The 14,162-nt window shown below is 67.7% G+C and carries 11 protein-coding genes; 4 read left to right on the top strand and 7 right to left on the bottom strand.

Features of this window, described 5'->3' with window-relative positions; genetic code table 11:
• Positions 1 to 31: 31 nt before the first annotated feature.
• On the top strand, positions 32 to 733 hold the full coding sequence (locus ACFSXZ_RS14815) for a choice-of-anchor P family protein (RefSeq protein ID WP_378265490.1): 702 nt from the start codon (positions 32 to 34) through the stop codon (positions 731 to 733).
• A gap of 176 nt (positions 734 to 909) precedes the next feature.
• Here the strand turns inward: ACFSXZ_RS14815 and acs are convergent, their stop codons facing one another.
• A complete protein-coding gene (gene acs, locus ACFSXZ_RS14810; protein ID WP_378265488.1) occupies positions 910 to 2,880 on the bottom strand; it encodes an acetate--CoA ligase in 1,971 nt (656 codons plus the stop codon).
• A 201-nt stretch (positions 2,881 to 3,081) separates the two neighbouring features.
• Between acs and ACFSXZ_RS14805 the strand changes: the two genes are divergently transcribed.
• Both ACFSXZ_RS14805 and ACFSXZ_RS14800 read left to right on the top strand, forming a co-directional pair.
• Positions 3,082 to 3,555 carry a phosphoribosyltransferase gene (locus tag ACFSXZ_RS14805; protein ID WP_378265486.1) on the top strand — a complete coding sequence of 158 codons (474 nt, stop codon included), beginning with the start codon at positions 3,082 to 3,084 and terminating at the stop codon, positions 3,553 to 3,555.
• Positions 3,552 to 4,277, top strand: coding sequence for an oxidoreductase (locus ACFSXZ_RS14800; protein ID WP_378265484.1), 726 nt, complete (start codon positions 3,552 to 3,554; stop codon positions 4,275 to 4,277). Before ACFSXZ_RS14805 ends, ACFSXZ_RS14800 begins: the two co-directional genes overlap by 4 nt.
• Before the next feature lie 11 nt (positions 4,278 to 4,288).
• Here ACFSXZ_RS14800 and ACFSXZ_RS14795 read toward each other — a convergent pair whose 3' ends face one another.
• The 6 genes from ACFSXZ_RS14795 to ACFSXZ_RS14770 form a co-directional block, all read right to left on the bottom strand.
• Positions 4,289 to 5,215 (bottom strand): N-acetylmuramic acid 6-phosphate etherase, encoded by a 927-nt coding sequence (locus tag ACFSXZ_RS14795; RefSeq protein ID WP_378265483.1) that lies wholly within the window; start codon positions 5,213 to 5,215, stop codon positions 4,289 to 4,291.
• A 23-nt stretch (positions 5,216 to 5,238) separates the two neighbouring features.
• A complete protein-coding gene (locus ACFSXZ_RS14790) occupies positions 5,239 to 6,231 on the bottom strand; it encodes a MurR/RpiR family transcriptional regulator (RefSeq protein WP_378265481.1) in 993 nt (330 codons plus the stop codon).
• Positions 6,232 to 6,484: 253 nt separating this feature from the next.
• The gene (locus tag ACFSXZ_RS14785) at positions 6,485 to 8,203 is read right to left on the bottom strand and encodes a serine hydrolase (RefSeq protein ID WP_378266458.1); all 1,719 of its coding nucleotides are present in this window, start codon (positions 8,201 to 8,203) and stop codon (positions 6,485 to 6,487) included.
• 36 nt (positions 8,204 to 8,239) lie between these two features.
• Positions 8,240 to 9,469 (bottom strand): exo-beta-N-acetylmuramidase NamZ family protein, encoded by a 1,230-nt coding sequence (locus ACFSXZ_RS14780; protein ID WP_378265479.1) that lies wholly within the window; start codon positions 9,467 to 9,469, stop codon positions 8,240 to 8,242.
• Complete coding sequence (locus ACFSXZ_RS14775) at positions 9,463 to 11,217, bottom strand: glycoside hydrolase family 3 protein (RefSeq protein ID WP_378265477.1); 1,755 nt, start codon at positions 11,215 to 11,217, stop codon at positions 9,463 to 9,465. The genes ACFSXZ_RS14780 and ACFSXZ_RS14775 overlap by 7 nt, the downstream gene beginning before the upstream one ends.
• Positions 11,218 to 11,780: 563 nt before the next feature.
• Positions 11,781 to 12,608: an HAD family hydrolase gene (locus tag ACFSXZ_RS14770; protein WP_378265475.1), complete on the bottom strand. Its 828-nt coding sequence runs from the start codon at positions 12,606 to 12,608 to the stop codon at positions 11,781 to 11,783.
• A 474-nt stretch (positions 12,609 to 13,082) separates the two neighbouring features.
• Here ACFSXZ_RS14770 and ssd point away from each other — a divergent pair, with 474 nt between their 5' ends.
• A complete protein-coding gene (ssd, locus tag ACFSXZ_RS14765; protein ID WP_378265473.1) occupies positions 13,083 to 14,156 on the top strand; it encodes a septum site-determining protein Ssd in 1,074 nt (357 codons plus the stop codon).
• Positions 14,157 to 14,162 lie beyond the last annotated feature (6 nt).

The following is a 14,162-nucleotide window of genomic DNA, read 5'->3' as shown; positions in this document are numbered from 1 at the left end:
TTTCGGCACAACCAATGGAAAGGTAAGATCCTTGAACAGAAAGAAGGCGCTCGCCGGCGGTGTGAGCGTGCTGTCGGCGGCGCTCGTGGCTGGTATCGTCCTGGCGCCCGTGGCCGATGCCACCGATATGAAGCACTCCGGTGGCTTCTCGGCTTACGCGATTTCCGGCACCGGGCTGCTGAAGGTCGACCCGCGGCCTTCCGTGACCGACGCTCAAGGCTTTTCCGAGGAGTCCCTCGCGGACCTCAAACTGCCGCAGGCACTGGCCGAACTGAAGGCGCTGAACGCGCGCGCCGGTTCCGGTCAGTCGCGGGCGAGCATCGGCGACCTCAAGATCGGCCTGGGTGCGGGCAAGCCCGTGCTGACCGCCTCGGCGATCGAAGCGCGGTGCGGGCACGGCAACCATTCCTCGACGCTGGCGAGGGCGGCCCTCGGCGACCACAAGCTGGGCGTCGGGACGGCGCCGAACACCAAGGTGGCAGTGCCCGGCCTGGCGTCGGTCACGCTGAACAAGCAGGTCACCAACAAGGACGGATCGGTCACGGTCACCGCGATCTCGATCGACGTCGACGGCATCCAGAAGCTCGACCTCGCCTCCTGCACCTGCAACGAGGAAGCTTCCTCCCCCACCACCGGCACCTCCAGCAGCCAGCCCACCTCGGTCGTACCGGTCGTGAACGGCAAGGCCCCCGCACCGACCCCGGTGAAGGCGCACCTCGACGTCACCGGCTGATCAGGCCGGAAGAGAACTGCTGTGCCGTTCGTTACCAATCCGACGGCAGCCACGGCGGAAACGGATGCCGTAAGCAGATCGGCCGCGGATGAGTATCCGCCTACTTTCAGTCGGATTGGTAACAAGGCCCTCGGAAGCGTCCGGACGCTTCCGAGGGCCTTGTGGTTTCCGGCCGGTCAGTCCTCGGCCTTGCCGGACTTCAGACCCGCCGAGATCAGCTCCATCACACTCGAGTCGGCGAGCGTGGTCACGTCGCCGACCTGGCGGTTTTCGGCCACGTCACGCAGCAGGCGCCGCATGATCTTCCCGGACCGCGTCTTGGGCAGTTCGGGCACCATCATGATCTGGCGCGGCTTGGCGATCGGTCCGATCTCCTTGGCCACGTGGTTCCGCAGCTCCTGCACGGCCTGCTCGCCGCCGTCGGCCGCGCTGCCGCGGAGGATGACGAACGCGACGATCCCCTGGCCGGTGGTCGGGTCGCTCGCGCCGACCACCGCGGCCTCCGCGACCGTCGGGTGGGAGACGAGGGCCGATTCGACCTCGGTGGTGGAGATCCGGTGGCCGGAGACGTTCATGACGTCGTCGACCCGTCCCAGGAGCCAGATGTCGCCGTCGTTGTCGTACTTGGCTCCGTCGCCGGCGAAGTAGTAGCCCTGGCTGGAGAATCGAGACCAGTAGGTTTCCTTGAACCGCTCGTCGTCGCCCCAGACCCCCCGCAGCATCGACGGCCACGGCTTGTCCAGCACCAGGTACCCGCCACCGCCGTGGGGCACCTCGTTCCCGCTGTCATCGACCACCTTGGCGGAAATGCCGGGCAACGGCCGCTGAGCCGAACCGGGCTTCGTGGCGGTGACCCCGGGCAGCGGCGAGATCATGATGCCGCCGGTTTCGGTCTGCCACCAGGTGTCCACCACGGGAGTCCGGCCGCCGCCGATGTGCTCCCGGTACCAGACCCAGGCCTCCGGGTTGATCGGCTCGCCGACGCTGCCCAGCACGCGCAGGCTGGACAGGTCGTACTTGGCCGGGATCTCGTCGCCCCACTTCATGAACGTGCGGATGAGCGTGGGGGCGGTGTAGTAGATCGAAACCTTGTGCTGCTGGATGATCTCCCAGTGCCGGCCCTCGTGAGGAGTGTTCGGCGTGCCTTCGTAGACGACCTGGGTGGCGCGGTTGGCCAGCGGGCCGTAGACGATGTAGGAGTGCCCGGTGACCCAGCCGATGTCGGCGGTGCACCAGTAGACGTCCTCGCCCGGTTTGTGGTCGAAGACATTCTGGTGGGTGTAGGCGACCTGGGTCAGGTAGCCGCCGGAGGTGTGCAGGATGCCCTTGGGCTTACCGGTCGTGCCGGAGGTGTAGAGGATGTAGAGCGGGTGCTCGGAGTCGAACGCTTCCGGCTTGTGCTCGGTGGACTGCGCTCCGGTCAGTTCGTGCCACCACAGGTCCCGGTCTTCCTTCCAGGGCACGTCGTCGCCGGTCCGGCGCACCACGATCACCTTCTCCACCGACTCGGCCCCCTCCAGGGCCTCGTCGACGTTGGCCTTCATCGGAGCGGCCTTGCCGCGCCGGTACTGGCCGTCGGAGGTGATCACGATCTTGGCTTCGGCGTCGTCCACCCGTGACCGCAGCGCGGTCGGCGAGAACCCGCCGAAGACCACGCTGTGCATCGCGCCGATCCGGGCGCAGGCGAGCATCGCGAAGATCGCCTCGGGAATCATCTGCAACTGGATCGCGACGCGGTCGTGCGGGCGCACCCCGAGGGAGAGCAACGCGTTCGCGGCGCGGCAGACCTCGTCTTTCAGTTCCGCGTACGTGATGTCACGGGTGTCACCGGGCTCGCCGACCCAGTGGATGGCGACCTGGTCCCCGAAACCGGCCTCGACATGCCGATCGACACAGTTGTAGGCGACGTTGAGCTTGCCGCCGACGAACCACTTCGCGAAGGGAGCGTTCGACCAGTCGACCACCTGGGTCCACTTGGTGTCCCAGTGGAGGCGCTCGGCCTGCTCCGCCCAAAACGCCTCGCGGTCGGAATCAGCCTTGTCGTACATATCGGCTTTGGCGTTGGCCTGAGCCGAAAAATCCGCGTCCGGCGGAAATGTCCGGTTTTCCGTGAGCAGGTTTTGCAGTGCTGGGGACTGCTCTGTCATAGTGCACGGCCTCCTGATGTCATGTCACTCCTGGCTGACGCCGCATGCACCGTATCGACGTTAGTGCTTGCTGCGAAAGTGTGCATCAAGTCCGCTCATATGGTGTAACGGTAACGCCAGGTCACAGCGGTTGTGGGCGTGTGAACGACCCGATTTCTCCCCCCATATGCTCGCCCCCATGTCGTCGTCGTTGGAGGTGGCGTGGGCGAACGGGAAGAGCTGACCTGGGATGCGTTCGGTTCGGCCGGCCGGGAACTGGCCGCGGCGGTGACCGCGGACGGCTACCAGCCGGATCTGATCTTTTCTATCGCCCGAGGCGGCCTGTTCGTTGCTGGTGCCCTCGGTTACGCACTGGACGTCAAAAACCTGCACGTGGTGAACGTCGAGTTCTATACCGGTGTGGACCAGCGACTGGACCTACCCGTGATGCTGCCGCCGGTCCCCAACGCGGTCGACCTCACCGGTGCCAGGGTGCTGATCGCCGACGACGTCGCCGACACCGGGGCGACACTCCTGTTGGTCCGTGATTTCTGCGCCGATCACGTCGCCGAGGTACGGTGCGCGGTGCTCTATGAAAAGCCGCGTAGCGAGGTCCGCTGTGAATATGTGTGGCGGCGAACCGACAAGTGGATCGACTTCCCGTGGTCGAGCCAGGGTCCGGTGGTACGGCCATGACCGATGTGCTCGCTCCACTCCTTGAACTCGAGGACGTCTCTTCGGCCGTCCAAGCGGCACAGGAGGCGGTGTTCGCGGTGCACCGGCATCCGGCGAACCTGCGCGGTGCCTCGGCGACGGCCGCCGAGGCGTCCGTACGGGCCGCCCGTGCGTCCGCCGCGATCGACGGTGCCGACCCGGGGATTCCCGCCGACGCGTCCGTCACCGACCCGGTTCTCGCCGGGGCGCTGCGGGTGGCCCAGGCGTCGGAGTCCCTACTGCCGACCTGGCGGCGGGCGCCGCGGCAGGCGCTCGCGCGGATGCATGTGCTCGCCGCGGCTGATCTCACCGACGACCGGGACATGCTCGGCCGCCCCCGGCCGGGGACGGCACCACGGCTGGAGATGCTCGCTCAACTGGTCACCGGTGCGACCTCGGTCTCGGGAGTGATGCTCGCTTCCGTCGTGCACGGGGAACTGCTTGCGCTCGCGCCGTTCGGCTCAGCCGACGGCGTGCTCGCCCGTGCGGCGGCTCGGTTGACCCTGGTCGCCACGGGTGCGGACCCGAAATCGCTGACCGTGCCCGAAGTCGCCTACCTCCGCGAGGTGAGCCGTTATCGTGAAACGGCCGCCGCGTTCGCTTCCGGCCAAGCTTCCGGTGTGCGCGACTGGCTGCTGTTCTGTTGCGCTGCCCTGCAGAAGGGCGCGCGGGAAGCACGGGGGATCGCCGAAGCGACCGCCTGAGGGCCGTCGGGTCAGGGCGTGCAGGCGCTGGCGCTGAGGGCTTCCCGCACATGGCCGCCACTGGCTGTCAGCAGTGTCGTCGCCGTGGCCGGTTCCACGCCACACAACATGTGCACGAGTGCGACCTTGAGGTCGCCGTCGCACTCGGCCAGCGCGGTGGCGCACGCGTCTTCGCTCGCCCCGGTCGCCTCGTGCAGGATGCGCAGCGTCCGGCCGCGCAACTTCGCGTTCGTCGCGCGGACGCTGACCATGAGGTTGGAATACGTGCGCCCGAGTTTGATCATCGTCGCCGTCGAGAACGCGGTGAGGACGATCTTCTGGGCCGTGCCCGCCTTCATCCGGGTGGACCCGGCGATCGCCTCGGCGCCGGTGTCCACCGGAATGAGCACGTCGACGCCGGGCGGCCGGGTCGCGTGCGGGTTGCCCGAAACCAGGCCGGTCCGGGCGCCGCCCAGGCTGGCCGCGTGCAACGCGCCCAGTACGAACGGCGTCCGGCCGGACGCGGTCAGGCCGAGGACGAAGTCGCCCGGCCTCACCGCCCCGGCCAGCTCCGCCGCGCCGGTCTTCGCGTCGTCCTCGACGTTCTCGACCGGCTCGCGCAGTGCGCGGTCGCCGCCCGCGTGGTGAGCCACGAACCAATCAGGCGGCACGTTGAACGTCGGTATCAGTTCGGCGGCGTCGAGAACGGCGAGCCGTCCGGAGGTGCCCGCACCGACGTAGTGCACGCGATGCCCGCCACGCAGCGCTTCCACCGCGAAGTCGACCGCTTCGGCCAGTCTCGGCAGCACCTCGCCCACCGCCTCCGGCACCCGGTGGTCCTCGGCGTTGATCAGGCCGAGAATGCCGAGCGTCGACATACGGTCGATCTCGATGGTCCGGGGATTGCGCTGCTCGGTCGGGGAATCGACGTGCACTACCTGGTGCGGCACCGTCATCAACGCCTCATTTCAACTCGGCGAACTCACTTTCCGGTCTCCCTGGGGCGCCGCCGTCCGTCCGGGCGGACACCCATCCGGTGACCACCCACCGCTTCGCGGGTGGCGTCGAGAGCTTGGGAAGAGGCTTCCATATGACGCTGCGCGACTCCGATGAAGAGGCAGTCGATCACGGTCAGCTGGGCGATCCGGCTCGCCGTCGCTCCGGAGCGGAAAGTGGTCTCGCGCGCCGCCGTGGTGAGGACGTAGTCGGCCACCTCCGTGACCGGCGAACGCGGGAAGTTGGTCAACGCCACCGTGGTCGCGCCGTGCTCACGGGCCACGCGCAACGCCTCGACGGTGTCGGTGGTCGCGCCGGTGTGGGACACGCCGATCGCCACGTCACCTTCGCGGAGCACGGCCGCCGAGGTCAGCATGATGTGCGTGTCCGACCAGGCGAAGCACACCCGACCGATGCGGTGCAGCTTCTGCTGGAGATCGGCCGCGACGAACGCGCTCGCGCCCACGCCGTACACGTCGACCCGGCCGGCTTCGGAAAGCAGGTCGATGACCCGTTGCAGGGTCGGGATGTCGATCTGGTCGGCGGTCTCCTCGACGGCACGGGCGTCGGCGAAACTCACCTTGCCGACCACGGCGGCCAGATCGTCGCTGACGCTGATTTCGCCACCGATGTTGCGCGTCGATCTCGCTTCGGACCGTGCGGTGTCCGCTGCGAGCGCGATCCGTAACTGTGGGTAGCCGCCGACGCCGACGGCCTTGCAGAACCGGGTCACCGTGGTCTCGCTGGTGTTCGCGGCGAGCGCGACCTCGGTGATGCTGCGACGGGCGACGGATGACGGGTCGTCGAGCACGACCTTGGCCACTCGCTGCTCGGCGCGGGCAAGCCCGGGCAGAAGTGACCGAATGCGCACGAGCGGACTCGCTTCGGACTCGCGACCTGGGGAAACGGTTTCGGACTGTGTTGAAGCGGTGACGGATCCGGGCTCTGCGGCCGTCGGAAAGTTTCTAACCGCTGGCATTTGAGACAAGGCTATCCACATCCTCCGGGATGATCACAACTCGTACGCCCCTGCACGTCCGAGCTGCGCTGACTCAGTTGCCCAGAAAGTCGCCAACCAGTCAGTATTGTTAACGTCTACTAGTTAACGACTTGGCAACTTGCTGGGGTTCCCGAAACAGCCGACGTTTGTCGGTAGCCCGAGTCGTGCTCCAGTGCTAATGAGTGCACAGCACTGGATGATATGACGCGTGTGGCCAAAAAATATCTTCGCGTTAGCGACTTCTCAGGGTCCATGCGATTGCACTGAGTGACGAAGGGTCGCGTTCAGAGTCCACCAGAAGCGCGTTGTAGCTGGTTACTCGGACACCGTCGACGCAAAGGCCTCGTCCGGTATACCGGCTGTCGGTGCGGTAGCGCCATCGGAGAATCACCTGAGTGGCCGCGGGTACTTCGACCGTCACATTCCACCAGGCGCGGTGCCCATGTCCGCTCAACTCGGTCACCGCGCCCTCCGGCGCGCCCGGTCCCAGTGCCCGTACGGGCAGCGGTCGCCAGTCGCCACCGGTGTTCATCTCCACCACAAGCGGGTCGCTTGCTTCGGTTTCGACGAACGCGGCGAATCGCACCGTGAGCGGACCGTGTGGGTTCAGTGACCGAGTGGTCAAGGTTGCTGTGGAGTCGTCGCCGATGGTGCTGAACCAGGCGTCCGCCCCTCGGACGGGACGCACGGCCAAAGCTCGCGCCAGCGCGGTCGACCACTTCTCGCGAGCGAGATTGATCGAACCCCAGGCGCGGGTGGGATGGACCCGGTTGGTCAGCAGGACGGCGATCGACCGGGACCTGAAGTCGATCACCAGGCTGGTGCCGGTGAAACCGGTGTGGCCCGCGGTCGCCGGCGACGACAGGCCGCCCATGTAGAACATCTGGTCCAGCTCGAACCCCAGCCCGTGTGCCTGACCAGGGTGGGCGGTGTTGTTGTCGCTGATCATCTGCTGGACCGTCTCCGGGCAAAGGATTCGTGCCCCCCGGTATGCCCCTCCGTTGAGGATGGCCTGGCTCAGCAGCGCCAGATCGCCCGCAGTCGAGAAGATCCCCGCGTGCCCGGCCACTCCGCCCAGCGCCCAGGCGTTCTCGTCGTGGACCTGTCCGCGCAGCATTCCGCGTGGTGGGCTCGCCTCGTCCTCGGTGGCCGCGATCCGGTCGAGTTTCGTGGCAGGCGGATTGAAGCCGGTGTCGGCCATACCGAGTGGAGTTGTGATCTTTTCGCGAACCACCTGATCCAAAGTTTTGCCAGTGAGGTGTTCGATCAGAAACCCAAGCGTCATCAAATTGATATCGGAGTACAAATACGTGCTGCCTGGAGAATTCTTCAACGCGCTGTGCAGAACCGCCTGCCGGCGCGCGGGGATATCGGGGTAGCCCTGCCACAGCGGTGGGACCGGGTCCGCGTCGAGGCCGGAGGTGTGGGTGAGCAGTTGGCGCAGCGTGACGTCCTGCTTGCCTTCGGCGGCGAACTCGGGCAGGTAGCGCGCGACCGGGGCGTCGAGGTCAGCGCTGCCTTCCTCCACCAGTTGCATGACCGCGATCGAGGTGAACAGCTTGGTGATCGAGGCCAGATCGAAAATGGTGTCGTCGCGCATGGGCACCTGGCGGTCGGGCGGCAGCTCCGTGCCGGCCGCGTCGGCGTAACGCACCGCGCCGCCCACCGCGTAGCGGTCGACGATCGCGCCGTCGTGCACGAGCAGGCCGACCGCTCCGGAGAAGTGCGGATGGCCGGTTACCGGGTCGTCGCGGGTCCAGTTCGAGAGGAAGCGCTCCGCGTCCAGGATCGGCGCTGGATCGAGGCCGACCTTGTCCGGCTGAGCTTCACGGAGCGTTGTGGACGTGGGCGCGAAGCCGGGTTGCGGCCGGTCGAACCGGCCGGCCCACGACTGCTGTTGCCCGGCGATGGCGCTCGCCCCCGTGCTGCTGAAGACCACGAGGAGAATCATGACCACCGCGCCGACGATTCGCACGATCTTCCCGTTTCACCGGTAGAGCAGGTACGGCCTGCGTTTGGCGGTGAACGCCTCCGCCTCGGGCTGCCACGAGGCGGTGATCTCGTGGACGCCGGCCCCTTCGTCGATCATGGTTCGGAGCCGGGCCGAACCGGTGAGTTTGTCGATCCAGTTGTCCGGCCGCCAGCCGAACAGGGCCGGGTAGAGGCGTTTCGCGGTCACGAACATCGCCACCGCGGTGCCGATGGCATCGAAGGTCCGTGCGTCGGTGACGACCACCTGGACCCCACCACAGGTCTGGTTGACGAACTTGCCGAAGGTGGGCACGAAGTAGGTCTCCCGGAACTCGACTCCCGGCAGCCTGAGCGAGGACAGCGCGTCCCGCCATCGCCAGTCCACACCCGGCGCGCCGACGGTTTCGAAGGGCCGGGTGGTACCGCGGCCCTCCGAAAACACCGTGCCCTCGAACATGCACAGGCCCGGATACACCAAGGCGGTGCCGGGCGTGGGCATGTTCGGACTGGGCGGAGTCCAGGTGAGGCCGGTGTCCGCGAAGAACGTTTCCCGTCGCCAGCCCAGTACCGGTACCACGTTCACCTGCACCGGGCCGATGAACTCGCCCGCGAAGAAGCGCGCGAGTTCGCCGGCGGTCATGCCGTGCTGCTGGACGATGGGCACCAGCCCCACCCCGGAAGCGAAGGCGGGATCGAGCAGAGGGCCGGCTGCCGCGCCGCCGACGGGATTGGGCCGATCCAGCACGAGAAATTCCGTCCCGGCCCGGGCCGCCGCGCTCATCGCCGTGTACATCGTCCAGATGTAGGTGTAGAAGCGAGCGCCCACGTCGGCGATGTCGAACACGACCGTCTCGACGCCGGCCTTCGTGAACATCGACGCCAGTTTGTCGGCACTGGCGCCGTAGGCGTCGTAGACCGCGATGCCGGTGCGTGGATCGGCATAGTCGCCTTCGGAGCCGCCGGCCTGCGCGCTGCCCCGGAAGCCGTGTTCGGGTCCGAAGGCCGCGACCGGGCGTACGCCGGCCGTGACCATCGAATCCACGATGTGGTCGAGGTTCGCGAGCACCCCGGTCGGGTTGGAGAGCACACCGACCTTGCGCCCCGACAGCTCACGCCAGCCCCGCGCGGCCAGCACGTCCGCACCGGCGACGACCTTCGCCACAGGTTCCGAGGCGAGCGCGGACCCGCCGGTGAGAAGGGGAGGTGCGAGGGCCGCGGTGGTCAGGAAGACGCGACGGGTCACCATGTCAGCCCCGTGCCGAACGGATACAGAACGCCGGATCCGCCGTCCCCGGCGGGGATGGCGACCGGCAGCTTCCCCCGCGGGGAGACCTTTCCGGTCAGCACCTTGGCGAGCGCGTTCATGGTCACGTTCCGCCAGTCATAGGTGGCCACCCAGGTGGGCACGTCCGCGTAGCCAGGGTCGTAGGGTTCCTGGACCGCAACCGCGACGACCGGCTTACCGGTGCGGAGCAGCGCGTTCACCAGGTCGCGCTGGGTCTCGGCGGTCCGCAGTCCGTTGGTCAGGACGATCACCGTGCTCGCCTTCGCCGCGGCCGCGCTCACTTTGCCGATCAAAGCTGTGTCAGGGTTCGCGCCGGTGGGCATCGCGGTGCCGCCGAGCCTTGCCGCGAGGATGGCGACCGGCTCGGCCGGATAACCGGGGTAGTCCGGGTTGTTCCAACCGGTGACCAGGATGCCGCCGGTGTCGCGTAGCGGCAGAAGCCGGGCGTCGTTACGCAGCACTGTCGTGGTCCGGTCGGTGATGGCCTGGATCCACCCGAGATGATCGGGCGTCCCGACCTCGTGGCCGACCGCGGCCTCGTCGACCAGCGGCCGGTCCAGGAGACCTCGCCTGAACTTGAGTTTGAGGATGCGCGCGACGCTGGTGTCGATGCGCTGCTCGCTGATCCGGCCGTTCTTCACCGCCTCGAGCACGCCGTTCACGGCGACACCGAGGTCCGGCGGCATGAGCATCTGGTCCACGCCCGCTTCCAGCGCGAGCACGGGGATCTCCGAATCGGGATGCATCTGCCGTACCCCCGCCATTTGCAGCGAGTCGGTGACGACCACGCCGTCGTAGCGCAGTTCGTCCCGCAGGATGCCGGTGATGATCGGCTTCGACAGGGTCGCCGGCTCCCCGGAGGGGTCCAGGCTCGGCACGGTGATGTGCGCGGTCATGATCACGTCGATGCCCGCCCGGATGGCGGCCTGGAACGGTGGCAGGTCGACCTGGCGCCACTGCTGTTCCGTCCGGTTGATCACCGGGAGGCCCGTGTGGCTGTCGGTCGCCGCGTCACCGTGACCGGGAAAATGCTTGGCTGCCGAGGAAACCGTCCTGGTCGCGGGCCCGGAGTTCTGGTAGCCGTCGATTTCGGCGGCGACGAGCCGCCCGGCCAGTGCGGGGTCCGCCGAGAACGATCGTGACCCGATGATCGGGTTCAGGGGGTTGGAATTGACGTCGGCGTCCGGCGCGAAGTCCTGGGTGATGCCCATCGCGCGCAGCTCGTGCCCGTTGACCGCGGCGAGCCGCCGGGCGTCGTCGGCGCTGCGGCCCGCGCCGAGGGCCATGCTCGCCGGATACTCGGTGGCCGGTGCGCCGATGCGGGTGACCCGCCCACCCTCCTGGTCGGTCGAGATGATCAGGGGCAGGCGCGGCCCGCTGCTCAGGGACGCTCGTTGCAGCCCGTTCGACAGATGCGCGACCTGAGCGGGATCGTCGATGTTGTCGGTGGTTGAGTTGTTGAAGTAGATGACACCGCCCGGCTGGTACTTCGCGACCACCTGCGCGGGCGTGTCGACCCCGTACTTCGTCCGGTTGCCGGGGTTGGCCTCGTCCGCGGATTTCCCCCAGACGTCGGCGACGAAGAGCTGTCCGACCTTCTGCTCGAGGCTCATGCCGCGAAGCGTCCGCATCGCCCACGCAGTGGGCATGTCGTCGGCCTGGGCCCGGGACACGGCCTGGGCCGCGTTCGCGGCGTTGAAGCCGGTCATGACAATCAGTCCGCTGACGGTCGCGGCGAGAACATGGCTGGGCCGTCCCTTCCGCGATGGTTTCCTCGAATGCACGCGTGCCTCCCCTCGCGGCCGGCCAGGCTGGAAATTTCCACCTGGACCGGCCCGCAACGGGGAAGCTACTCACTCGTGATTCGCGAGGTCAACGCTCGTATGCCGTTCGGGCTATGCCTTTTGACCGATAAGGAGCGAAGACCCACCAGACGTGCGCGGGCGCCGCCGGCGATGCCGGCCGCGCCCGCCCGCGCGGACCGCTCAGGTGACCAAGCGTGCAACTCGTGTCGTACCTACCTGGACTCGGCGTCCGGCGTCCCGGTACGCAGTCCCTAGACGACAAGCCTCCCGCGGCGTGCTGCGCGTGGGTGCCCGGAGTCCGCGCACGGAGATCCTTCCGGGGTGGATCGGGGCTTATCTTCGCCCCATCCCTGGCCGACAGGATGTCCGCATATTTTTTCTACTCAGTGATCCGCGTCTCTTCAAGAGGACCTGCCGGGTGCACCGGTACAGAGACCTTGACCAGCGGTTCCGGGGGCGCGAAGGGACTAGGCTTGTGGGTCACGCCTGCGGCGCGACAGGCTGTACCAGGTCATTCCCGCCGCCATCGCACCGAGGCCGACCCCGACCGCGAGCGCGGTCGCCGACGGTGCGGGAATGCGGCTGCGTAACGAAACCGGGTTCGTGAAGGTCAGCACGGGCCAGCCGCGTTCCAGGGAAAGCCGCCGCAGTGCCCGGTCCGGGTTGACCGCGTGTGGGTGGCCGACCGTCTCGAGCAAAGGGATGTCCGTACTGGAGTCGGTATAGGCGAAGCAGGAGGAAAGATCATAGCCGTTGTCGACGGCCAGTTGCTTGGCCGCGACCGACTTCTGCGCTCCGTAGCAGTAGAAGTCGACCTGGCCCGAGTACCGCCCGTCGACGATTTCCATCCGGGTGGCGACGCTGTGCGTGACGCCCAGCAGTCCGGCTATCGGCGTCACCACCTCTTCGCCCGCGGCCGAAAGCACGATGACGTCGTGCCCGCGCGCCTTGTGGGAGGCGATGAGTTCGGCGGCCTCCGCGTAGACGAGGGGGTCGACGATGTCGTGCAACGTTTCATTGACGATGGCGCGGACCTGTTCCACATCCCATCCGGTGCACAGTGCCGAGATCTCGGCCCGCATTCGCTCGGTGCGGTCCTCGTCCGCCCCGGAAAGCGAGAACACGAGTTGCGCGTAGGCGCTTTTCAGCGCGGCACGCCTGCTGATCAGGCCGTGCCGCAGCATCGGCTTGCTGAAGGCGAGCGCGCTCGACGACGCGATGATGGTCTTGTCGAGGTCGAAGAAGGCCGCGACGCCGGGGCCGGGTCCCGCCGGCGAGTCACTGGGTTCTGCCACCCGTACAGGATAGAAGCTCCGGCCGGACACGACGGTGAGCCGGACACAAACGGATGCGGGAGAACGAAAATCGGTGACCGGAAATCGATTGCCTATTCGTTACCGAATTGTGGGCTTCACGGCGTGCCCGGAAACGTGTAAATGCGGGCTACAGTAAGCGGACCCGGTGCACCACCGGCCCGGTTCAGTCCGACCCCCCGGGACTGAACCCTCGCGACCCCCGTCCCTCCCCCCTGACGGGGGTCGCTCCATTTCCGCACGTCTCCCGCCCGGCCGTGAGCGACAGCGCGCGGGCGCGGATTGTGTCATCCCCCTCCGACACTTCGGGTTGTCCTGGACCGAAAAGGCCGGAGTTGTCCACACCACCCCACTTGTCCACAGCCCTCCCAACCCATTCTTGTTCGTCCCCGGCGGTACACGCGACGGTGAAGCCAAGCCGAATTCCACCGCACCAACCGTTTCCGGGGGTTCGAGATGACTCACGACCGTCCGCTCGTCGTCGCCGACGACGAGACACTCTTCGACGAGATCCTGCGCCTCGCCGCGGCCGTCGGCTGTGAAATCCAGCGTGCCTCCGACCTCGTCGAGGCCGCCGATCACTGGGCGCGTGCCCCGCTCGTACTTCTCGACGAAACGGCCCTCGACGGTGAGCTGCCTTTTCGGGCGGGGATCTTCTTGGTCACCAAGGGGGCTCCCGCTCCAGCGACCTGGCGGCGTGCCTTCGAATCAGGCGTCGAGAAGGTGATCACGCTGCCCGACGGCGAGCCGGCTCTGGTCGGCGCCCTGGCCGACATAGCCGAGGGCCCAGGAACGCCGGGCGGGTGCGTCATCGGGGTCGTCGGCGGGCGTGGTGGCGCCGGTGCGTCGCTGCTCGCCGCCACCATCGGCGTGGTGGCGGCCAAACAGGGGGACGCCTTGCTCGTCGACTGCGACCAGCTCGGCGGTGGCCTCGATCTGTTGCTGGGCGCCGAGCTCGACCAAGGCCTGCGCTGGCCCGGAGTTCTCGTCGGTGGTGGCCGGATTTCGCTTCCGGCGCTCGCCGGCGCGCTGCCGGAACACCGATGCGGGGGTGTACGCCTGCCCTTCGTCTCCTGCGACCGCGAGGGGAACGGGCCCAGTCCCGAGGCGATCGCTTCCGTGGTCGAAGCCGGGCGGCGAGGCGGTGCCGTCGTGGTCTGCGATCTGCCCCGTCATCTCGGCCCGGAAGCCGGGGTCGTGCTGGACCGAGCCGACCTGGTGGTGCTGGTGGTGCCCGCGGAGGTTCGAGCATGCGCGGCGGCCAAACGAGTGGCGGGCAGGCTTTCCGATCGATGCCGGCGGATCCGGCTCATCGTGCGGGGGCCCGCTCCCGGCGGCCTCGACCCCGAGCAGGCCGCACGGGTCGTCGGGATCCCGCTGATGACGTCGATGGCGCCCGAACGCCTGCTCGACAAGGCAGTGGAGAACGGCCGGTTCGAACCGCGATCGAGGGGGCCGTTGATCACCGCGGCGCAGCTGGTCGTGGCCGAGGCGCGAGCCGCGCTCGACAAGGCCGAGGCCGTGGCATGAACGGCA

The sequence above is a fragment of the Amycolatopsis pigmentata genome (assembly GCF_042684065.1).
In the GTDB taxonomy this organism is placed as follows: domain Bacteria; phylum Actinomycetota; class Actinomycetes; order Mycobacteriales; family Pseudonocardiaceae; genus Amycolatopsis_E; species Amycolatopsis_E pigmentata.
This window is presented reverse-complemented; position numbering and strand designations above follow the sequence as displayed.